This window comes from Xanthomonas sp. GW (genome assembly GCF_014236815.1).
In the GTDB taxonomy this organism is placed as follows: domain Bacteria; phylum Pseudomonadota; class Gammaproteobacteria; order Xanthomonadales; family Xanthomonadaceae; genus Xanthomonas_A.
Genome location: NZ_CP051189.1, coordinates 717,992 through 739,648, shown reverse-complemented (window position 1 = coordinate 739,648; position 21,657 = coordinate 717,992). Strand labels below are relative to the sequence as shown.

16 protein-coding genes and 2 pseudogenes are annotated in these 21,657 nt (G+C 62.4%); 7 read left to right on the top strand and 11 right to left on the bottom strand.

Translation table 11 applies throughout. From position 1 onward, the window contains the following. Positions 1–98: 98 nt before the first annotated feature. Entirely contained in the window at positions 99–848 is a 750-nt protein-coding gene (locus HEP73_RS03195; RefSeq protein WP_185822096.1) for an SDR family oxidoreductase, read from the top strand. 199 nt (positions 849–1,047) lie between these two features. Here HEP73_RS03195 and HEP73_RS03190 read toward each other — a convergent pair whose 3' ends face one another. The 3 genes from HEP73_RS03190 to HEP73_RS03180 form a co-directional block, all read right to left on the bottom strand. Then, positions 1,048–1,488 (bottom strand): SymE family type I addiction module toxin, encoded by a 441-nt coding sequence (locus tag HEP73_RS03190; protein WP_185822095.1) that lies wholly within the window; start codon positions 1,486–1,488, stop codon positions 1,048–1,050. Positions 1,489–1,877: 389 nt separating this feature from the next. After that, positions 1,878–4,541, bottom strand: coding sequence for an AAA family ATPase (locus HEP73_RS03185; protein ID WP_185822094.1), 2,664 nt, complete (start codon positions 4,539–4,541; stop codon positions 1,878–1,880). Between the two features lie 362 nt (positions 4,542–4,903). Then, a complete protein-coding gene (locus HEP73_RS03180) occupies positions 4,904–5,260 on the bottom strand; it encodes a type II toxin-antitoxin system VapC family toxin (protein ID WP_255423654.1) in 357 nt (118 codons plus the stop codon). A gap of 881 nt (positions 5,261–6,141) precedes the next feature. On the opposite strand from HEP73_RS03180, the gene HEP73_RS03175 reads away from it, so the two are divergent. Further along, positions 6,142–7,161, top strand: a complete 1,020-nt coding sequence (locus HEP73_RS03175; RefSeq protein ID WP_185822093.1) for a DUF4238 domain-containing protein — start codon at positions 6,142–6,144, stop codon at positions 7,159–7,161. A gap of 51 nt (positions 7,162–7,212) precedes the next feature. Here HEP73_RS03175 and HEP73_RS22740 read toward each other — a convergent pair. Together HEP73_RS22740 and HEP73_RS03165 are read right to left on the bottom strand one after the other, a co-directional pair. Then, positions 7,213–7,426, bottom strand: a pseudogene (locus tag HEP73_RS22740) (helix-turn-helix domain-containing protein); the annotation flags it as partial. 54 nt (positions 7,427–7,480) lie between these two features. Beyond that, positions 7,481–8,521 carry an HNH endonuclease gene (locus tag HEP73_RS03165; RefSeq protein ID WP_185822092.1) on the bottom strand — a complete coding sequence of 347 codons (1,041 nt, stop codon included), beginning with the start codon at positions 8,519–8,521 and terminating at the stop codon, positions 7,481–7,483. A gap of 149 nt (positions 8,522–8,670) precedes the next feature. Between HEP73_RS03165 and HEP73_RS22790 the strand changes: the two are divergent. Continuing rightward, a pseudogene (locus tag HEP73_RS22790) lies at positions 8,671–8,760 on the top strand (transposase); the annotation flags it as partial. Between the two features lie 14 nt (positions 8,761–8,774). Here the strand turns inward: HEP73_RS22790 and HEP73_RS03155 are convergent. Beyond that, positions 8,775–9,593: an AraC family transcriptional regulator gene (locus HEP73_RS03155; RefSeq protein ID WP_185822090.1), complete on the bottom strand. Its 819-nt coding sequence runs from the start codon at positions 9,591–9,593 to the stop codon at positions 8,775–8,777. A gap of 77 nt (positions 9,594–9,670) precedes the next feature. Between HEP73_RS03155 and HEP73_RS03150 the strand changes: the two genes are divergently transcribed. The 4 genes from HEP73_RS03150 to HEP73_RS03135 are packed head-to-tail and all read left to right on the top strand — an operon-like array spanning position 9,671 to position 14,195. Then, on the top strand, positions 9,671–11,653 hold the full coding sequence (locus HEP73_RS03150; protein ID WP_185822089.1) for an FUSC family protein: 1,983 nt from the start codon (positions 9,671–9,673) through the stop codon (positions 11,651–11,653). A 4-nt stretch (positions 11,654–11,657) separates the two neighbouring features. After that, positions 11,658–11,867: a DUF1656 domain-containing protein gene (locus HEP73_RS03145; protein WP_185822088.1), complete on the top strand. Its 210-nt coding sequence runs from the start codon at positions 11,658–11,660 to the stop codon at positions 11,865–11,867. Between the two features lies 1 nt (position 11,868). After that, positions 11,869–12,753: an efflux RND transporter periplasmic adaptor subunit gene (locus HEP73_RS03140; protein ID WP_185822087.1), complete on the top strand. Its 885-nt coding sequence runs from the start codon at positions 11,869–11,871 to the stop codon at positions 12,751–12,753. Beyond that, positions 12,750–14,195, top strand: a complete 1,446-nt coding sequence (locus HEP73_RS03135) for an efflux transporter outer membrane subunit (protein ID WP_185822086.1) — start codon at positions 12,750–12,752, stop codon at positions 14,193–14,195. The genes HEP73_RS03140 and HEP73_RS03135 overlap by 4 nt, the downstream gene beginning before the upstream one ends. A 68-nt stretch (positions 14,196–14,263) precedes the next feature. On the opposite strand, the gene HEP73_RS03130 is transcribed toward HEP73_RS03135, so the two are convergent. The 5 genes from HEP73_RS03130 to HEP73_RS22405 all read right to left on the bottom strand — a co-directional run bounded on the left by HEP73_RS03130 (position 14,264) and on the right by HEP73_RS22405 (position 21,506). Continuing rightward, positions 14,264–14,986, bottom strand: a complete 723-nt coding sequence (locus HEP73_RS03130) for a hypothetical protein (protein ID WP_185822085.1) — start codon at positions 14,984–14,986, stop codon at positions 14,264–14,266. Positions 14,987–15,595: 609 nt separating this feature from the next. After that, positions 15,596–16,030, bottom strand: coding sequence for a hypothetical protein (locus HEP73_RS03125; RefSeq protein WP_185822084.1), 435 nt, complete (start codon positions 16,028–16,030; stop codon positions 15,596–15,598). A 210-nt stretch (positions 16,031–16,240) separates the two neighbouring features. Continuing rightward, a complete protein-coding gene (locus tag HEP73_RS03120; RefSeq protein WP_185822083.1) occupies positions 16,241–16,567 on the bottom strand; it encodes a hypothetical protein in 327 nt (108 codons plus the stop codon). Positions 16,568–16,791: 224 nt separating this feature from the next. Continuing rightward, the gene (locus tag HEP73_RS03115) at positions 16,792–17,256 is read right to left on the bottom strand and encodes a hypothetical protein (RefSeq protein WP_185822082.1); all 465 of its coding nucleotides are present in this window, start codon (positions 17,254–17,256) and stop codon (positions 16,792–16,794) included. Then, on the bottom strand, positions 17,253–21,506 hold the full coding sequence (locus HEP73_RS22405) for an RHS repeat-associated core domain-containing protein (RefSeq protein ID WP_221899371.1): 4,254 nt from the start codon (positions 21,504–21,506) through the stop codon (positions 17,253–17,255). Before HEP73_RS22405 ends, HEP73_RS03115 begins: the two co-directional genes overlap by 4 nt. Between the last annotated feature and the right edge of the window lie 151 nt (positions 21,507–21,657).

The window sequence follows — 21,657 nt, the reverse complement described above, 5'->3', positions numbered from 1 at the left end:
GCTGGACGCTCGCAAACGAATCAAGGACTCTGAATCGTAGCGAGTACGGCGGCGGCAATCTATCGTCGCTGCATCGTCCACCCATCGAAGGAATCCCCTTGAAGACCGTCCTGATCACCGGCTGCTCCTCCGGCTTCGGCCTGGAAACCGCACGCCACTTCCTCGCCCGCGATTGGCGCGTGCTCGCCACGATGCGCACGCCCCAAGACGACCTGCTGCCGCCCTCGGAGCAGGTGCGCGTGCTGCCGTTGGACGTCACCGACGCACAGAGCATCCGCGCCGCCGTCGCGGCCGCCGGCCCGATCGACGTGCTGGTCAACAACGCCGGCTTCGGCGCGCCCGCGCCGTTCGAGTTGACGGACATGGAGACCGTGCGCGCCCTGTTCGAAACCAACACCTTCGGCACCATGGCGGTCACGCAAGCGGTGTTGCCGCAGATGCGCGCGCGCGGTGCCGGCGTCATTGTGAACGTCACCTCCAGCGTCACCTACAAACCGCTGCCGCTGGTCGGCATCTACCGGGCGGCCAAGGCGGCCGTGAATGCGTTCTCCGAATCGCTGGCGAGCGAACTGGAGCCGTTCGGCGTGCGCGTGCGCATCGTGCTGCCCGGATCTTCCGGCGAGACACGTTTTCGCGACACCGCCCGCACCCGCCTGCGCGGCATGGACGATGCGGTCTATGGCGACTTCATGCGCCGCACCATCGCGCGGATGGCCGAATCCACCGGCCCGGGGACGCGCATGCAGGATGTCGCCGACGCCGTATGGCGCGCGGCGACCGATGTGTCGACACCGATGTACCTGCCGGCCGGAGCGGATGCCCTGCAGTGGGCGGCAGAGGCACGCTGAGCCGGCGGCCGCCGGGCGCGCGCGCACGACGCGCCTGGCGGTTCCGGCATTTGCTGGAAACCTGCAACGGTGTCGTCGACATGCTGCAGGTAGTCAACGACATTGCTGGAGGCAAAGGATCTGTCGGGTCGGCAGGGAGCGGGGAACGCCTGCTGCGCCTCACAGTGCCCCCGGCACCTGCCACACCAGGGCCAGGCGGCTACAGCGCCGCAGTGGCGCCGCGCCGCGTCTTCGCCGCCGGCGGCGCCGCACGCTCGGCCGTGATCAACAGAGCCCCATTGGCCATCGTGATGCGCACCTTGCCGCCCACCGCGAAGCCGAGGCCTTCCAGCCACAGGCCATGCAAGCGCAGGCTGGGCACCTGCCGCCCGACCCGCATGCCATTGCGATCCACATCGTAGTAGCGATAGCCGATGGTGCATTGCCTCGGCCGGCGCGGGACCGAGCGCCTGGGCGCGGTGACCTCGTTGGGCTCGGCACACGCAGGCAGCGCCGCGGCTGAGCCAGGCGGCGGTAGCAGTGGTTCGTCGGCAATGGCCGCGATGGGGTCTGGCGATTCGACCCTGAGCCAGCATGGGGGCGCCTCAACGGCGCGGCGGGTGGACGCGGACTTCGAACGGACGGAAGCGTTACGGGGCATGACGTTCTCCTTTTGAGTAGGAGTCCGCCATCGCGAGACCAATCGGGGTGGCGGACGGTGCGGGTTGGTCTACCGGTCAAAAGGCAACCCGGCGGGCCCGAAGGCCCCCACGCACCGCCCGCCATTGAAGAGCGAACAGCCCCGACGCAATGTCGAGGCAACAAAAAAGCGCCTGACATCGACGAGGGGCGCTGGTGCGCCATTTGATTTCGGGAGACCAATCCCGGCTGCGGAATTTGCCGCAGCAGGCAGATATTTAGCTCTACCAACAGCGGTTGTCAACGTCAAAAAACGGATGCCTGTAGACATCTGCGGAAGATGCTTCCGGTGCAGATTGAGTCAACCTGAGCCACCCCCCTGTTTTTCGAGCGCTGATACATTGCACGCGTCTAGAAAGGGTTCTTCGCAGCTTCAATCTGCTTGCTGCGCTCCGCCTGGAATGCCCGCCTCCGCTTCTTCGCTAGGTCGAGATGCGCCCTGAAAACAGCAATGTCTTCCAGAAGTACGACGGGGTCTGGGATTGGTAGTTGCCTTGCAGCATTTGTGTCGTGGGCATCCGTGACTTCGCAACAGCGCGCATATATCTCAGACACACGATCCCATTCCTCCTGAGGATGACCTATCACAGCACCGAAACTTCCGACCGAAACTTCGTCTGTGAACGGGCGAACGGTGTTGTTCAAGAACACCTCCCGGACCGCCCGCTCGATGGTTCCACGGAGTTTGGTATAGCCGACCTTTACAGCTTCCTTAGTCGCCTCGTCCATGTAGTCGCCAGCATAGGTGGTGAGGGGCTTAACCGATGCCTCCAGGTCGTTGAGCCGCGCATCGGCGTTCATCGTCTCCCACGTCAGCCCATCGCTGACAAAGCCAGGACCTTCGCCGGTCCAAGCAATCGTGCGGTAAGCGACGGTCTGAGCATGGTCACCGATCGCTCGGCTCAGCTCGGTGAGGAAAACAGCGTCATGGGTGAAGATGACGACCGGGCGCTCGGACGCCAAAGCGACGATGCGATCCGCGATGTGCCGGCGATGATGATGATCGAAAGAAGTCGAAGGGTCATCGAACACCACCGTCGAATGGTGACCCTGCAAGCGAACTTCAGCCAAGAAGAGAGCGAGCGACATTGCTCGCTGCTCGCCCTCTGAGAGAACTAGCCCGGGAGCGTCATTGCAGTCCTTGACCCTCAACGTGACCATGGTCTGACCAACGTCAGTGCGGCCTCGGATGTCAGGAAGTACCTTTCTCCGATAGCCCAGGGCGGTAAGCTCTTCGGTCATGACCTTGGCGAGCTCGGCAGTGACATACGCGTTGGCGAGCTCAGTCATCTTCACCGAGACCTTACGAGGGGCGAGTGCAGCGTGCACCGTGGTCAAGTTGTGGTGAAGTTTTGCATCGCAAATGTGCTGTTCTACCTGAGCGAGGCGCTGGGCGAGTCTTTGTCGAGCGACGAGAGCCACTTTTTCGCCGTCCAGCGTCCGCTTTGCCTCCGGATTAAGCGACGCACGCAGCTCTTTAGCGTGCGTCCGCAGAGCCTCCGCTTTGCTGCGCAGGCGAACATCGAGTGCTTCCCCTTCCGGAAGCGGAGGCCGTTCGGTTGACCACTCATTCGTTCCAACACACGTCTCTACCCAAAGCCTACGCTTGGCCCAGGCTTCAACGGCTTGGGTTACAAACACGCGCAGTTCTGGGGCGACGGTTTCGAGTTCGGTCAGTGTAGGGGTGTCTAGCGGAGCCAAGTTGGCGTCTGCTATCGCCATCATAGTCTCCTTCATCCGCGCGGCAGTCGCATCGGCTTCTGTCGATGCCGCGTCGGCAATGAAGGCGGCAAAGCGGGTCAGCCGGTCCTTGGCTGATTCGTCCAGCGGAGTCTGGCAGAGGACGCAACGAGCTCCTTCTTCGACATTGGGATGAGGATGTGCGGGATAAGCATGACCCGTGGAGAAGGCCTCAGCAGCTTTGAAGAGCTTCTTCCACGCATCGTTGCCTGTTCCTTCGAGCAAATCGACGTCAGCATCGTCCTCTTTCATATGAAGCCGATCCTGAGCCAGCTTCCACGCATCAGCGGCGGCGCTGGCATTCGCCTGACGCTGTCGAACCTCATCCAGCGCCCTGTCGGCCACATATCTCTGGCCTTTTTGCGCACTGGCGGCAGCGGCGTCGAGCCGCTCTGCCAAGCGTTCGGCGGCTCGTGCATCGGGTTCCGGATTCATGCTGCCGAGGATCTTTTCGAGTTCTCCGATCCTGGCACTTTCCTCAGCAGTGACGGTCGCTAGGACGCGCAGACGAGCGACGTCGGTATCCTTATCTAGGCGACCAAGGATCTCGCCGACGTCATGCTGCCCATGAAGATCAGTGAACGCAGCCGCATTAAGCCGGATCTGATTCCTCTCCTGCTCGATCGTGGCCTGCATCGTTTTCTGGGCGTCTGCCAAGCGATTGAGGTAGGGCAAGCCATATGGCTGATAATCGCTGACGCCTTCCTTGGCTACGTAGTCTGACCCGCAGGCGCTGTCATAGACAGCCACGTTACTCAGCGCACGGACGGCGACAGCACCCTGACGCCAAGAACTCGTCGTTGCCGCGCCGCCGTTTATGGCATAGGTAATGTCGGCCGACGGAGTCGGCCTCGGTTCGACTGCAGCGAACACGTCTGGGAGCACCGCTAGCTTGGTTCGCGCTCGACAAGCGTTTTTCAGAACTCGGGCATATCCAGACTTCCCGGCACCGTTCTCTCCGAACAGCACCGTCAGTTTGTCGGAAGCCAGATCGACGCCGTGGCCGGCCGGAAGCCGGTTCACGTGCTGGAGGTTGCCGATGCGAAGGAGATGCACGTTCGACCTAGCGCCGGCGGTCGGAATGTGTTCCGCACTCAACACAATGGGTTGAACCGGAGCTGCTCCACCAGCGCCATGTTCCTCCTTGACCATGGAGAGAACCTCTCCGAGGTCATCCGGGGCCATCGTGCGATTCGCAAACAGCCGCCGGAGCGCATCTCTCTGCCATGCAGGCAACCCCTCGGACCACGTCAAAATGTCATCTAAGAGAGCCATGTCAGGTTTTCCCTCCGCACCTGGCGCATATCTCCGGCAAAGCCGTTTCCGCTGCATAGCGCATCGTCCCACCCCGGATTTCCCTTGGTGCCGTGAAGTCTACTACTGGCCGCCAGGCGGCTTGGGAGTAACACCCCGACGCCGTCAACCCATAGTGTGTTCGAAACAAGACATGGCAAATGCGCCCACATAGCTTCCCCCATGCTCAGCCGGGACGCATGCATTAGAAAGCGCCGTGCCAAACGGCCGCCGACCACTGATAGGGCGAGGGCACGAATAGACGGGGTCAGGTTGACTTCTAACCTCGCTTTTTTCCATAGCGGACAATTTTCAATTGCCCTTACGCATAAGCTCGTGGGCGATCATGGCAACGGCTCCCAAGCATTGACGACGGGAACTCCCGTGGGCTCGAAGTCAGAAACGTTGCGCGTTACAACCGCCATGCCATGCACCAGCGCCGTCGCCGCGATAAGCGCGTCGCGCTCGCCTCGCTTGTCGGGTACATGCAGCCGGGCGCAGCGTTGCGCCACAGCGGTATCGATCGGCAATGTACGCCCGGAGAACTCGGGCAGTACGTGCTGCTCTAGCCACGAGCGCAGCATGGCGCCCTGGGTAGCGTCCTTGCATTCGATTGACAGAACGCCAAGCTCCAGCTCCATGACGGTGATGGCCGAGATGAAGAGATCGGCGGCATCAACGCTTTCCGCCCATGCCGCCACATTCGCATCCGCCCTGCCGTCCGTCGGCCACGCCGCCTGATTGTAGCCCTTGTGCGGGCAGGTGGCGCTGCATGCCAGCCCACATAGTCGAGGTCCGTTCGGCTTGCTCCGGAGCGGAGCCTTTCGAGACTGTCCGGCACCGCCGGATCCCCAATTGGCCCGTTGTTGACCTCCGAACCGACTCGTTTGCCTTTTTTGGTCGCCCCAGCAAAGCAGGAGACTTGCACCGTGGTCTCACCTGCAGGTGGCCCCTACAGGCGCGGGAAGTACGTGACTCTTCCAGCCTTCGTCGTTTGGCCCTCTGTGCTCCCTTAGGTCAACACCCGTTCCTTGGGCCACAAGGCCCGGATCGGAGTCGGGGAGAAAAGAAACCCTTCAATGGCAGCTCCTTTGACTCCCCCGAGTGGGAGACAAGCTGAGCATACGCCTGCTGATGCCGGATTCAAGGGCGCGTTGAGGTGTATTTTCGCAGAAACAAGAAGGGCTTCGCCAATGACGCTGCATACCTACACCACTTATTGTTGCACCTGCGGCCAAATCGGCGCTGTGCACACGTCCGAAAACGATCAGCCGTACTCTCAGAACTGGGAGCGCACCCGGCTGGAGAACCTTGGGGGCAGCGAGACATCGCCCCGCTGCATTGCCTGCAAGGCCCCCTTAGACGACTCCCACATCATCCCCGGCAAACCAGGAGACTACACGTAAGGAACGGGACTCAGCTGCTTTGCCCTGACCGGAATGCGTGCGAACTTCTGGATCTCGTTGCAACAAAGAACGGGGTCAGGGTCACTTCTGCAGCTGCAAGGCTCTTTGCGGCCCAAGCCAACTGGCTGCAGAATAGTTGGAGATAAGCCGCCATTTCCTCACCCCGAAAGTTTGCTATGTCACAACTGCACATAGACAACCACTACGTCCCACAGCTGTATTTGAAGCAGTGGGCGATCAATGGGCGGATCCCTACATACAGCCTACTGGTGGCTCATCACAACGCTCCTCTCTGGAAGTCACGTTCCCCTAAGGGACTCGCTTATCACCGGAACCTTTACACGAATATCGTGAATGGAGCCGAGAACGACGAGCTCGAACGGTGGCTGGACAGCGAGTTTGAAGCACCAGCGGAACGTCCATTGGCTCTCGCGACTCATGACTGCAGGCTGGAGCCCGATGACTGGCACAAGTTGGTGCGCTTCGCTGTCGCGCAAGACGTTAGAACTCCCGCGCGCCTGCGGGAATTCATGCGACGCCAGGCCGAGCAGCTTCCGGCCATGCTAGATAGCGCTGTAAAGCGCGTGGCTGACAAGCTAATCAGTGAAGACGCAGCAGTTCACTCAGTGCATGGGATAGAAGCGACCGGCTTCCCACTTAAGGTCTCCATCGAAGCATCTGAAGATCAAGAGTCAGGCATCTTGCGCGCGGAAGCAATAATTGGAAGGTCGTTATGGCATTGGTCGATCCGGCGCCTACTGACGGGCACCATCGCAAAGGTTCCGGCGAGGGGGTGGTCTATCGTCAAACCCGCACGGGGCTACCTCTGGCCTTCGTCGGACAGTCCACTGATAAGGCTGAACTACTGGAACGAGAACAACTACAATTTTGAGGGCGGCTGGAACGCACCTCTAGGCGACGTCCTGCTGCCGCTCTCTCCAACTCATCTACTCCATAGATGCGCTGGTGTTCGACCCAAGACCCCGGGCACTAGACTAGACGTCGCCACAACTCGGCAGATCATCAGGATCATCATTGAACATGCGGACCGCTACGTCTTCGCACAGCAAGAGTTCGACATTGAGAGTATCCGTAAGCGGACCGTAGATGCGCAGCTACTGAAGGAGGAACGAATGGCCTGGGAAAGCTGGAATTCAGACCAGGCGCGAGCAGAGCACGGCTACAGTTTTGGTTGACATCTTCGGGGCAAAAATAGCAGGGCCAAATTCACTCTAGCGTCGACCCCGCTACCGCCCCGCAAAATAGCGTGTCGGCGACTGCCCCAGCGCCTTCTTGAACATCGTGATAAACGCGGCGACCGATTCGTAGCCCAGGCTTTCGGACACGCGCTGGACCGGGGCTCCGCCGGCCAGTCGCGGATGCGATGAGCAGATGCAGCTGTTGCCGCCATCGACCGAAGGACAGGCCGGTTTCGCGGGCGATCAGGCGCATCAGCGTGCGTGGCCAGCGTCGGCCAGCGCCCGCACCGCCGGCCCGGATGCGATTCAAAAAAAGCTACCGACGAATATCAGCACGAAATCGCTCGGCTCGATGAAAATCCATATAGCGTCGCTGTATTTCTGATAAAGCGATTCTCAGTGGTGCCGGAAGCCCGAGTTCTGCAGCGCTATCAACCCCTATCTCCTCACTTAGCAACATTCCTCCATCGTCAGTGAAGCTAATAAGGCCGGTGTCGAACATGGCATCCAGGTTCGCAGTCAGCAGCAATCCGTTTGATGAATCCAACCGCTCACTATCGTTGCTTCGTCGCCATGGCTTCACGTGCGATGCTCGCAGCACCGCCAGCTCTTTACATCCCGTCACCGCACATCGGCCGTCCCATGCTTTGATCAATGCGGCCCTAAAAGACCCTTGTCCAACGCGCGCCTGGATCAACGCATCGCGTGTAGTGCTAGGAATGTCCGTTCGCGTGACCTCGGCAATCAAATCTTCAAGAAGCTCGTCTGATCGCTGATTGGAAGAGGCGACTTCGTTCTCAGGCGTCACCTCGGCGATTACAGTGGGGCCGCCATGACCTCGCTCGACTGAATCGAGCTCGCGATCTACATCACCCAAGCCTCTGCGAAGAACGCACTCTCCCGTCATCCAATCGTAGTGGGTCAGCCTCCATGGAACTGGATCAAGCTCGCGGAAATCAGGCTTTGAAGGGTCTCCTTCTTTCTTCGCCGCCTTCTTCCGCTCGCTCTCCTCTACGAGTGCTACGCGGATAGGAACTTTCAGCCTCCATGCATCCTGAAGTAGCTCGTCGACTCTTCGTGCGCGGCCCGCCTTGGGCCCACCATCCGACTCGATTTGCTTAATGTAGTCTCTGAAGTTCCACCGCTGAAGAACACCGTCCGCGTCCAGCCCACAGTCGTCGTACCACAAGCAAAGCAGTATCCGATTGCGATCATCACTAGCAAAGCCCCACTGGTAGCAAAAGCTCGGGTTTGCGGGCCCACTAGCCTTCCAGGCGGTCACGTCAATACCGACTGCCTCTACGAGGTCCATGATTCGATCTTTCTTAGAAGGCTTAAGGGATCTGAGCAGTTCCATTGCTTTTTCCAGTGAAGGTGGAAGCACTTCTTATCATTGCTTGAGCGGCGGCGCCATGGCCAAAGTTATTGATAGAGAAAAACCCCGTGACTCACCCAGGATTTCCTAGATATTTCAAGGCCATGGAAAATGGCTATTCGGAGGTGTCCATGAGCAGGAAGCGGTATACGGATGAGTTCAAGGTAGAGGCAGCCCGTCAGGTGAATGATCGCGGGTTCAAAGTGGCAGAGGTCGCCGAGCACAGCCGAAAGACTCACCTCTCCTCCCGCCCACCAGAAGATCGACCCCGCGACCGCACCGCAAAATAGCGTGTCGGCGACAGCCCCAGCGCCTTCTTGAACATCGTGATGAACGCGGTGACCGATTCGTAGCCCAGGCTTTCGGACACGCGCTGGACCGGGGCGCCGCCGGCCAGGTCGCGGATGGCGATGAGCAGGTGCAGCTGTTGCCGCCAGCGGCCGAAGGACAGGCCGGTTTCCCGGGCGATCAGGCGCGTCAGCGTGCGCTCGCCCAGCGCCAGGCGTTTGGCCCAGTCGGTGATGGTGCTGCGGTCCGCCGGATGCGCGGCCAGCGCGTCGGCCAGCGCCCGTACTTTCGGGTGGTGGCTGACCGGCAGGTACAGGCGTTCCGCCGGCATCTGCACCAGTTCGTCCAGCAGCACGCGCGCGAGCCGGTCGGTGTGCCCGTCGCGCGGCTCGTCGGGCGGTGCATCGGCCAGGTGCAGGATCATCTCCCGCACCATCGGCGAGATGGACAGGGTCACGCAGTGCTGCGGCAAGTCCACGAGGCCGGGCTCGACGAACAGGTAGCACAGGCGCGCATTGGCGGTGGCGCGGTTGCTGTGCGGCATGCCGCCGGGAATCCACACGCCGCACTGCGGCGGCACGATCCACAGGGCGCGTTCGACCTGGCAGGTCACGGCGCCGTGCAGGGCGAGGATCAACTGCCCCTTGCGGTGTTCGTGCACCGGGATCTCGGCATCGTGGTCGGCCACCTGCAAGCGGCTGGCAACCGCTGGCCGGTCCGTCGCGTCCGGGTCCAGATCGAAGCCGGGGAGCGCTACGCGCGTCATGTCAGGTTGACCGGATTTAGCGAAACGTTGTCATTGTAGCGAAATTCGGCGAGCGGGCCGCTGCCTACGATGTGCCCATGCACACGCCGGCCCCCTCCCCTTTCCGCTCCTTCCTCGCGCGGCCGCGCGCGCTGCTGGCGGCGCCCGCGCTGCAGGCCGATCGGGAGGCCGCGCTGTTCTCGCTCAAATGCCTGGCCGCCGCGCTGCTCGGGCTGTACCTGTCGTTGCGGATCGGCCTGACGCGTCCGTTCTGGGTGATCGGCACGGTCTACCTGGTGTCGCAGCCGCTGTCCGGGGCCACGCTGAGCCGTGGCCTGTTCCGCCTGGTGGGCACGCTGGGGGGTGCGGTCGCCACGATCGTGCTGGTGCCGCGCTTCGCCAACGCGCCGCTGGTGCTGAGCGTGGCGCTGGCCGCGTGGATGGGGCTGTGCCTGTACCTGGCCATGCTCGACCGGACGCCGCGTTCCTACGCCTTCCTGCTGGCCGGGTACACGACCAGCCTGATCGGCTTCCCCAGCGTGATGGTGCCCGGTGAGGTCTTCACCATCGCCATCACCCGCGTGCAGGAAATCGCCATCGGCATCCTGGCCGCCACGCTGGTGCATGGGCTGGTGCTGCCGCGCAAGGTGGCGCCGCGTGTGCAGGCGCGCGTCGCCGCGATCCTGTCCGATGCCGAGCGTTGGACGCAGGACATGCGGGCGGGTGCGAAGGACACGGTGCTGGCGGAGGATCGCGCGAAGGCGGCGGTGGACCTGCTGGAGCTGCACACGCTCTCCGTGCACCTGCGTTTCGATAGCGCGCATGGCCCTGCCCAGGTGGAGATGCTGCGGGCGCTGCACGATCGGATGCTCGACGTGCTGCTGCTGTCCAGTGCCGTGGACGATGCGATGGCCGAGTTGCGCGCAGCCGAGCGCGGTCCGCAGGGCGTGGACACGGACGACGCGGACGGCTGGCGCGACGTGCTGCAGGCCAACCTGGCATCGCGCCTTGCCGAGCTGGACACCGCGCACCGCGATTGCCGCTTGCTGGAAGCGCAGTTGCGCGCCGCCAACCCGCACTGGCGCCTGCGGGTTCCCGCGCGGCTGGCGAAACAGGCGCGCGGCCACGTCCTGCATCGCGATCACCGCCTTGCGCTGCGCGCCGCGTTCGGTGCCTTCGTCGGCATCGTGCTGAGCTGCGGCCTGTGGATCGCCACGGCCTGGTCCGATGGCGCAACGGCAGTGTCCATCGTCGGCACGGCGTGCCTGCTGTTCGGCACCACCGAGGCGCCGGCCGGCCATGTCATGCGCTATCTGGCCGGGTCGGCCATCGGTGTCGCGGTCGGGCTGCTGTACGGCTTCGTGATCTTCCCGAGCCTGTCCGATTTCATCGGCCTGGCGGCCGCGCTCGCGCCGGCGCTGCTGCTGTGCGGGTCGTTCCTGGGGCGCCCGGCTTTCATCATGGGCGCGTTGGGAGTGGTGCTGACGTTTCCGCTCATCGCGGGCCTGGGTGCCACCAATGCGGCGAGCTTCGCGGGCGCGCTCAACGGCAGCGTGGCGCTGTTCGTGGGCACGGCGGCGGCGCTGTGCAGCATGCTGCTGTTCCAGACCATGGACACGCGGCGCACCCGCAAGCGGCTGCTGGGGTCGATCGCGCGCGCCATCGCACGCCGCGCCCGCGGGCGCGGACGCACTACCGCCGACTGGACCAGCCGCATGGTGGACCGGCTCGGGCTGCTCGCCCCGCGCCTGCGCGGCCAGCCGGATGCCGCCCACATCCTGCGCACGCTGTTTGCGGACATGCGCGCGGCAGGTGCCGTGGCCGAGTTGCGTGCGATGGGCACGGCGCTGAAGGGACAACACGCCCGTGCCCGCCATGCCGAGTTGCTCGACCGGGCGGCCGCCCATTTCCGGACCCGTGCCATGCCCGCACACGCGCTGGACGGGCAACTGCTGGACTCCCTCGACCGCCTGCGCATGGCGGTGGTCGCGGACAAGGAACCCGAAGGCGAACGCGTGCTCTCGCTGCTTTCGGATCTGCGCCGCGACCTGCTGGCGCCGCTGATCGTGCAACGGGACTGAGGCGATGTTTGCCGACCTTTCCATCGATGGCGTCTTCGTCCCTGGCCTGCTGGCGGTGGCGCTGGTCGCGCTGGCGCTGTCGTTGCTGGTGTCGCGGCTGCTGGCGCGCCTCGGCCTGTACCGGGTGTTCGCCTATCGGCCGCTGGTGGGCCTGTCGCTGTTCGTGATCCTGGCGGAGCTGCTGATCCGGCTCGCGCCCCTGCTCGAGAAATGAAATGAAGCACATGCTTGTCGTCATCGGACGTTGGAGCGCCACGCTCGCCGTCTTCGCCATCGCCGTCGTCGCGGCCCTGTCCATCTGGAACCGCTACGAAACGCGGCCATGGACGCGCGATGGCCGGGTGCGCGCGGACGTGGTGCGCGTGGCATCGGACATGGGCGGGCTGGTCACGCAGGTGCTGGTGCACGACAACCAGCGGGTGAAGGCCGGCCAGCTGCTACTGGTGCTGGACCAGCCCCGCGTCGCCGCCGCGCTGGAGCAGGCGGAGGCCAGCGTGCGCAGCGCGCAGGCCACGCTCGGCCTGGCCCGGCGCGAATCGAAACGGGACATGGCGCTGGGCGATCTGGTCGCCTCGGAGACGCGCGAGCGCAACGCCGCCAAGGTGGAGACGGAGCTGGCGAACCTGGCGCAGGCCCAGGCGCAGCGGCGGGTGGCGCTGCTGAACGTGCAGCGCACCGAGGTACGCGCCAGCACCGACGGCATCGTGACCAACCTCGACCTGCACACCGGCGATTTCCTGCAGCCGGGCGCGCAGGCGATGGCGCTGATCGATGCCGGCAGCGTCCGGGTCGAAGGCTATTTCGAGGAAACCAAGCTCGCCTGCATCCGCGAAGGCGACGCCGCCGTCGCCCGGCTGATGGGCGATGGCCGCGCGGTGCGCGGGCATGTGGAGAGCATCGCCGCCGGCATTGCCGACGACCAGCGCGCGAGCACCCACAACCTGCTGCCCGCCGTGGCGCCGACCTATTCGTGGGTGCGGCTGGCGCAACGCATTCCGGTCCGCATCCGGATCGACGACGCCGCGCCGCAGACCCGGCTCATCATCGGCAGGACCGCGAGCGTGACCGTGATCCCGAGCGCATCGGGTGCCTGCGAATGAGCGGCAAGGTTCGCCGCGCCGGCGCGATGGCGTTGGCGCTGTCGCTGGCCGGCTGCGTGTCCGGCCCGGATTACCGCGTTCCGGCCGACGCGGTTGCGGCCGCGCCGCAGGCCGGGCGCGCGTTCGTCTCCGGCCAGGACCCGGCGTTCGCACTGGCCGAGCCGCCGCAGCGCTGGTGGCAGCTCTACGACGATCCCAGGCTCGACGCCTACGTCGCCGAAGCACTGAAGGCCAACACCGACCTGCGCACGGCGGACGCCAACCTGCGGCGCGCCTCGGCGACGGTGCTGCAGTACCGCGCCCAAGGCGCGTTGCACACCGACGCGAGCGCGTCGGCCACGCTGGCGCATGCCGGGGGATACACCTCGCCTTCGTCGTCGCCACAGGTGTACGCGCTCGGCATCGGCCTGTCCTATCCGCTGGATCTGGCCGGCGGCATCCGCCGCGGCATCGAGGCGGCCAGCGCGGACGCGCAGGCCGTGGCGGCGGCACGCGACCACGTGCGGGTGGTCGTCGCCGCGGCCGTCACCCGCGCCTATCTGGGCACCTGCTCGGCCAACCTGACGTTGGTGGCCACGCAGCGCGTGCTGGAGACGCAGCGCGCCACGCTGGATGCCACGCGTCGGCTTGCGGTGGGCGGGCGCGGCACGGCGTTCGACGTCAGCCGGGCCCAGGCCGCGGTCGACCGCAGCGCGGCGGCGGTCCCGCATCTGGTGGCCGAGCGCCAGGCGGCCTTGTTCGAACTGGCCGCGCTGATGGGCCGGCTGCCGGCGGACTACCCGCAGGACGCGCGCCGTTGCCCGCAGCCGCCGCGCCTGCAGCGCGCCATTCCGATCGGCGATGGCTGGCAGCTGATCCAGCGCCGCCCGGACATCCGCGCGGCGGAGCGCAACCTGGCGGCCGCCACCGCCACGATCGGCGTGGAAACGGCGAACCTCTACCCGCAGGTGAGCATCGGCGCCTCCGCAGGCATGGCGAACTCGCTGGGGAAACTGCTGTCCGGCGACAGCTTCGGCGCCACCATTGGCCCACTGCTGTCGTGGCGTTGGCCCAATCGCAGCGTGGCCAAGGCCCGCATCGACGCGGCCGGCGCCGACGCCGATGCCGCGCTGGCGTCGTTCGATGGCGCGGTGCTGCAGGCCTTGCGACAGACGGAGACTGCGCTGTCGGCCTACGCCCAGGAGATCGACCGCGAACGCAGCCTCGCCCAGGCGCGCGACGCTGCCGCCCGCGCGAGCGGCCAGGCGGGGCAGCTGTATCGGTTCGGCAGGATCGACTTCCTCGACGTTCTTTCCGCCGAGGCCGCGCTGGCGGACGCCGAATCGGCGCTGGCGTCCTCGCGCGCGCAACTGGTCGACCGCCAGGTGGATCTGTTCCTGGCGCTCGGCGGTGGCTGGTCGGGTGCCGCGTCGGAGGCCGATCAGGCGAGAGCAGGTCAATAGTTGCGCCATTGCCGGCGCCCGTCCCTTGACCGCTTATCGAGGGCCCGCCGCACGGAACGCTCGCGGATTCACACGTTCCCGCGATCGCGGAGCTGCTTCTCGCGCTGCTCCCAGTACAACGGGGGGTAGTAAATAACGACGGGGCGATCTGCGGCAAACCAGGTTTTGCTCAGCAACAAAAAGGCACCTGTGAGCAACAGGGGCACCAAGAGCCAGGCACCGTCCCCGAGCTGAACGAGAGCGTCGTGGACGAGCGAGCGCCCATCCAGATACAGCAGCGCCAGCATGCCGTCCGCGATAGCCATGACCACCGTCACAAAGACCAGGTTGCCCATCTCGTCCCGCTCGGAGCGATGGCGCAACCATTCCCGCCATGCTTCGTCGTACATCCGCAGCAGGAACTCGCTCTCTCGTTTGAGGGCGTAGTCGCGAAAGTCTCCAGCCGACACACATCCAGGCAACCGCCCACTGTCGTCGAAGCTAGCGACTCCTGGGAACAGCAAGACAAGCCAACGCACAAAGTAGGCAAGCGTCGGCAGCACGAAGCTGGCCAGGAGCCCGAACGCGGCCGCCGCCACGATGAGAAAGCCCACGTCTTGCCAGAGCTTTTCGGTGGTCGCCGACCATTGCAGCAACCCCTTGCCGCCCTTGAGCACCAGTGCGGCATCCACGAACAGCACTATGCACGAGAAACGCATCACCCACTGGCTATCCCATGCTTTGTCCATCAAGCTCAGGTGGGAGAGTCCGCTGTTCTTCGAGCCTTCTTTCGAATCCTCTGTCTTTGCCATCTCTGTCTTCCGGTTTCCAAACGTTTGATCGGTCCTGCACCAGACGTGGCAACGCCCGGCGATGCAGCGAGGCTCTAGTGCAAGCCGAGCGCACCAGCGACGCCGCACGATCGAATACACCGACATCACCGTGCACATCGACGAGCTGCGCAAGAACATCGTGCCCCACCGCCACTCACGAGGTCAGCATGCAGCGACCACGGAGATGGCGCACGCCAGGATGATCCAGGCCAGCTTGTTGCATGGGTACGCCACCGCGTCTTCTCCGCTCGTCATGAAGATGCAGGGCTTGTCCCCGAGATGTTGCACTCAGTTGCAATGATTAGAAGGACTTCGTGCAGTTGCCAGGCGCTGGTGTGATGGAAAGAAGCTTCGGCTGGCTAGCGAGATTCTGAAGGCTCTCCCGAGACCATGAGCGGCTGCGCGAGGCACTCGGCGGCCTGCATTCCTGGTCTTTGCGTTGCTCAGGCTGATAGCCTCAATACGGGTACTTGCGGGGCGAGAATTTCATAACACGCTCCACTCCTGTAGTAGATCCAATTAACCTTCATCCCTGAGGAATTACTACTAGACAGCTGTTGTTAAAAAAACCTTTCTTTGGAAAGAAAATTACCCCTCTCCCCCCTCCATTGCCAGATCAATATTCTCCGATTGGTACTTGAAGTCAAAAAGAACTGTGTAGTCGGCATTCCTGTTGTCACCGAATCCAAAAAACCTTGATTTCAAGCTTACTCGCCCCTCCTTGGACTGACGCGATGCAAAGGTAACCTCGTCCAGATAATCAGAAATTGCACCAATTTTTTTTAGCTTGGTGGCTTTTCCGTCTTCGACAGAATAAGCATCAAAGTTTGTCGCTCTCTGTGAATTCCAGGGTACCAGCGACTCGTGGACCTTGAACGATGCACCTTCTTTCATGGCACGAATCACAACTTCAGCCTCAGAATTACACTCTACGAAGGCCTCCACCTTCAATACGTTCTTCGACAATGCAGGAGCCTGGACACCTATAAAAAGAAGAGATGCCAGAATAATTTTATTCTCCATATGTACCACTCTTTATTGAGGGAATGGAAACGCCTGTTATCTGCCTAATCCTACGAATAACAGCCGCTTGCATTTGGATTCGCATTTGGAATTCAATGCAGCCAGCTTACTCATCAAGAAACTCAGTTCGGCATTATTTGGCTTGAACTTGGAAAGATCGAGCTCGCTGCATTTTGTCCTAGCGAGACGTCACTGACGCCACATCTACCCCTATTCATACCCACGGAATTTCTCTATTTTTTTTGAATTTTTATTTATGCGATATTCCCCGCCACCCCCAATCAAGCTCCCCCTATCGTGACGCGGCATAAAAACTATTATCACTTCACGCTCATTCTCCACGACCCCCATGCTATAGTTTTTAATATCCCGCCAAAGCAAACCATCACCTTGCCCGGGGAAATCCTTTTGAATCTTTTCATCGAAACTGGCTCGAGCTACGGAAATTGGCTCAGCAATATCCGAGAACGCCTCGCCGGCCTTAGCCGGAACCTGAGGAAGAAACAAGGCAAAAGCGATAAAAATAATAATCTTCATTATTGCCACCCAAAGATATTATAGATCAACTCGGTTAACTTACTATTTTCCCCGTCGCACCCACACCCTCTACTTGAATTAGCATCAGGCGCAGGTAAGTTGCTAGATGGGCTGACCTACAGAGCTATATCTTATAAGCCTACCCGATGGGGTGCCGAGGTAAGCGAAATCTCCATGCGTAGTCCTGAGAAAAACTTAACCCGGATGATGCTCATGGAAAATAACTACCCCCTTAAAGAGCGATTGCATAGAACTGCCAAGCCCTCACCAACCACTGGCTCAATATAATAAAAATCCCCTTCCGAATTTACTGCCAGCAACCCAATCCCTTCATCGCTACACCTGTAGTAATAACGAGCTCCACTCATGGAGTATTTCGTTGGCGCCCGTCGCGCCGCAAACTCCTTGCCTGAATATTCATCGTAGCGCCCTTTGATTTTATTAAATTCAATTAGAAAATCAGCACTCGGAGATCTAAAAATTACAGCGATCTGGTTTGATTCTATATTATGACGTTCATAGATGCTTGTCGCATCTTTGGGCATGAAATTCGGAATCCAACCTTTCGCGATGGCATTGTCATCAACAGCATCTCTGTAAGAAGAATAAAACTTCGGGGCATCATCTGAACAACCCGAAATAAATATCAGCCCCGCAATGACGATGCAGATGCTCTTCAGTACTTTCATGGCTGACTCCAATCCGGTCTATATTCGGCCATGAACGGCCTACGACTCAACGGCAGGTTATCCAGCAGGTTAGAGCATCTAGACCGACAATCTACGTTTGACGGGCATGCAGCCCCTATCTTATTGACTGCCATGTCCGCTGCATTGTCTTTGAGCATCTCGCCCATGGGTAGCCTTCCATCTCCATACTTACCAGCCAAATTTAACGCGAAATCCCGAATTTCTTTATTCTGCATCTGCTCGAGGACCAATCCGGGGTTCCCTGAGGCCTTCGACGCCCGACACGCTGCCAAACAATGGAAGAATTGATCCGTTCCTCTCACATTCTTATTCAACATTTCTTGATATGTCTCCACCAACTGAGACATAGCCAGTTGTCTTTGTCGCTGGTAGCGAGTTTCAGCCTGAATTTGCTGCTGACTCGGAAATTGGTTGTCATTAATCAACCCCAATGCATCGAAGTTAACCAATGCATTGGATCTTCCATAAGAGTAGGTCGATGCGCCACCAGCCAGGCCAATCGGATCACTCTGCCCATACCGCCCAGTGGCGGGATCGTAGTCCCGGAAGTAGTTCTGATTGAACCCAGTCGCCGCATCGTAACGCTGCCCCGGGAAGCGCATGTCGAACACGAAGGCCGTGCCGTCGCCGTCCGGGTCCTGATTCGGCGGAGTATTACCGAAAGCTTCGCCCTTCAGGTCCCAGGTCCAGATCGCGACGTCGCGGGTCGGGTCGATCACCGCGCGCGGCGTGCCGAGGTGGTCCGGCTGTACGTAGCGCAGGCTGTTCTTGGCCAGCACGCCGACCGGCAGGTCGTCCAGCCAGATCGCCTGCTGCAGCGACGCGCCGTTGGCGTCGTAGTTGCCCAACCAGTGTCCGCTCTCGTCGTACAGCGTGTAGGTGTTGGTCTTGTCCACCCGACGCACCTGCTCGCCGCGGCCGTTGTAGCCGTACTTCATCACCACCGTGCCCGTGCGTTTAGCCTGGCTCATACGGCCCGTGGCGTCGTAGGCGAACTCCTGTGCGGTGCCGCCGATGGAGAGCGTGTTGCCGATCGCATCGTAGGTGCGGGCTGTGCCGGCCACCGCGCTCAGGCGGTGGTTGGTGGTCGGGTAGGTGTAGCTCTGCGTGACGGTGTTGACCTTGGCGCTGAGCCGATTGCCGGTGGCGTCGTAGCTGTAGCCGTCGATCACCGTGCCGGTCGGGCCGTCCTTGAACGCGGTCAAGCGGCCCAGGGCGTCGTAGTCCAGGCTGACCACCGGCGCGGTGTTGCCCGCCGCGGTCAGGGCACTGAGGTTGCCGGCCGGGTCGAAGGCGAAGCCGGTGCTCAGGCCGTCGCTGCGGGTGTCGCTGACCGCCAGCGGGCGGTAGTCCTGGTCCAGCACGCGCTGCATCGGGCGACCGTTGCCGTAGGACCAGTTCGCCACCGGGCCGAACGGGTAATAGGTCGCGTTGCCCAGCAGGACCTGCCGCGTGCCGCCGGCCGGGGTCACGCCCACTTCCGTGGTCTGGCCCTGGGCGTTGCGGACGTAGTCCACCGCCGCGCCGTCGGGATAGGTCAGTCGGCTCAGCTGCCCGGCCTTGGTATAGGCGTAGCGCAGCACGAACACCTTGCCGTTGGTGGTCTGCACCTTGCGTACCAGGTCGCCGAAACGGTCGTAGCAGTAGTCGGTGCTGCCGCTGCCATCCTGCATCCGCGCCAGGCGGCCGACCGCGTAGGTCTCGCCGCTGGCGCACGTGGTCTGGCTGACGTCGTAGGTGTAGCTGACGTTGAGGCTGGTAGTCGGATAGGCCACCTTGGTCAGCCGGTTCAACGCGTCGTAGCTGTAGGTGGTCTTGATGTTGCGCGCATCGGTCTGCGTGGCGCGATTGCCGGCGCTGTCGTAGGTGTAAGTCGTAACGCCGGTATCCGGGCTGGTGAGCGTGGCCAGGTCACCCAGGCCGTTGTAGGCGTAGGTCGTGTCTAGGCCCTTCGGGTCGGTGACCTTGGTCAGGTTGTCGAGCGCGTCGTAGCCGAACTTCGTCTCCGCGGCGATCCCATCCACGTCCTGTAGCGTGCGGGCGAGGCGATTGAGCGGGTCGTAGTCATTCTGGGTCGTGTGCCCAAGCGCGTCGGTGACGGCGGTGGTGTTGCCGTTGGCGTCGTAACCGAAGTCGGTCGGATCGCCCTGGGCGGTGGCCTGCGTAGCCAATTGCCCGAGCTGATTGTAGATGCGCGACAAGGTGCGCTTGAGCGCGCCGCCCGCATCCTTGGTGTCTTCCTTGACCCGGTTGCCGGCGTTGTCCAACGTGTAGTGCAGCGTGTTGCCGGCGTTGTCGGCGATATCGGTCAGACGGTGCGCCGCGTCGTAGGTGAAGCGGGTGAATGCCCCATCCGGCTGCGTTACCTGCTTGGCTAACCCGGTCGGCCAGTAGTCGATCAACGTGATGCGATCGTCGTTCTCAGTAGTGCTATCGGCACCACGTACCTTGCTGGCGGTCAGCCAGCCACGCGGGTGGTAAGTGTTATCGGTGACCACGCCATTGGCGTCCTTCATCGACAACACGCGCCCAGCGCCGTCGTAGGCCAGGTATTCGGTGATCTGTCCGAGGGCATTGCTGACTTTCCACAGGTCGCCTTTGCGGTGCGGGCAGGTCGTCGGCGACGTGGCACAGCTGCTGTCGTCAGTGGAGTAGTAGGTGTACGTCAGCTTGTCGCTGACATCGCCGCGCGGACCATCGACAGAGGTCACGAGGCCCAGCAAAGGGCAGTGGCCCGCGTTGATGTCGGCCTGCTCGCAGTAGGTCGTGGTGGATGAGCGGGTGGTGCCGGTGGCCGGATCGATACGCGACGCCGTTAGCGCCTGACCGCGGGTGTTGTACGTCCAGTTCCAGCGAGAAATCAGCGTATCCGATGCGTCGTAGGTGCGGCGCTCGGTCGGCATGCGTAAGTCTGGGTGCCAATCGGTCTGCACGGTACGCTTTTGCCCATCCGTGTCGTTGGCTGCACTGATCCGCTGGAGCAGCAGGCCGCGGCTGTCGTAGTCCTCATCGGTCGTGACGCCCTTGAAATCGGTGAGCAGATCCGGGTAGCCATTGGCGTCGTAGCTGCGCTGGCTGACCTGCGAAGCGCCGCACTGGCTGCACAACTGGTCCACCGCCGTCTGCTTAGCCCGGCCCAGGGCGAACCCGTAGGAATAGGTGACAACATTGCCCAATGCATCGGTCACCTGCGATTGCTGCGACCCGAAGCTGATCGACACATGGTCGATCGCGCTATCCGCACCGCCGTGCCGACTGGCCATCGCGCGGCCCTGGCTGTCGTATTCCCAGTTCGCGTAGGCCTGGCCGGACTCGTCCACGATACCGGTCAACAACAGCGGATCGTTGCTGTCGCCATAGACATAGCTCACAGCAGTGAATGCCGGCGTCGTGGCGTCCGTCGTCTGGTATTGCGCCTTGCTCAGGTTCTGCTGCACATAAGCGTATTTCACCAGCCGTCCATCAGGCTGTTTCACCGAGGCCAGCCGCCCATTGGAATAGGCGAACTGCAGACGGCGGCCGCGTGCATCGGTGACGTCCTGCAGCAACCCGCTCGTGGCGTAGCGCAGGGCCAGAACGTCACCATCGACATAGGCGATGCGGATGAGCTTGCCGTCCATATCGAATCTGTAGCGGGTGTCGTCGCTGCCGATGGCTTCCCATCCCATCTGCGCGCCGCCCTGCATCATCGGCAACAGGCGTTCGCGTACGTCCGCGTCGGGCTGCCACACATCCCCGCCTTGGCCGACGAAGCGATAGCTGTCGCCGCTTGGGAGGTTGAGCCGACGCACCGGCGTTCCGCCCTCGTCAGCGGATAACAGCGCGATCTGGAAGCTATGCCGCCAGCGTGGCCCCAATACACTGCCGGGATTGGCGTCGATAGCCACGCTGCTGTAGTGGCGCTGCAGCGACAGGTGACCCGAACCATCGCGCACATCGGTCTCGGTCTGCAGCTTGATGCCCAGCGGCGCGTTGATCGGATTGCCCACCTGGGTAGGCCCGGTGGTCACGTCGCATTGATTGTTCTTGCCGGGATCCCACGGCGGCAGCGCCGCGCCGCCACAATACTCAGCGATGAGGTCCGGGTTATTGCAATAGTAAGTGCCCAGGCCGAAGTCCGCGTTGCTCGCATCGGTCCTGCAATTCTGCGTTCCCGGAATCGCGCCGGCGTCTTGGTACAGCGCCGCGCACTCCGCCGGCACCTCGGCCCTGGCTGGCGCGATCGCCATGCAGCAGAGCATTCCCCACATCCATGCGAATCGACACATCCTGTCGTCTCCCGTTCATCCTGCGGGCGGTCGGATGCATCAACGCGGCATCCTTCCGGCGTCGGTCGCTTGCGCACGGCGGCGAGCAAGCGCCGAGGACTTTAGCCGCCTT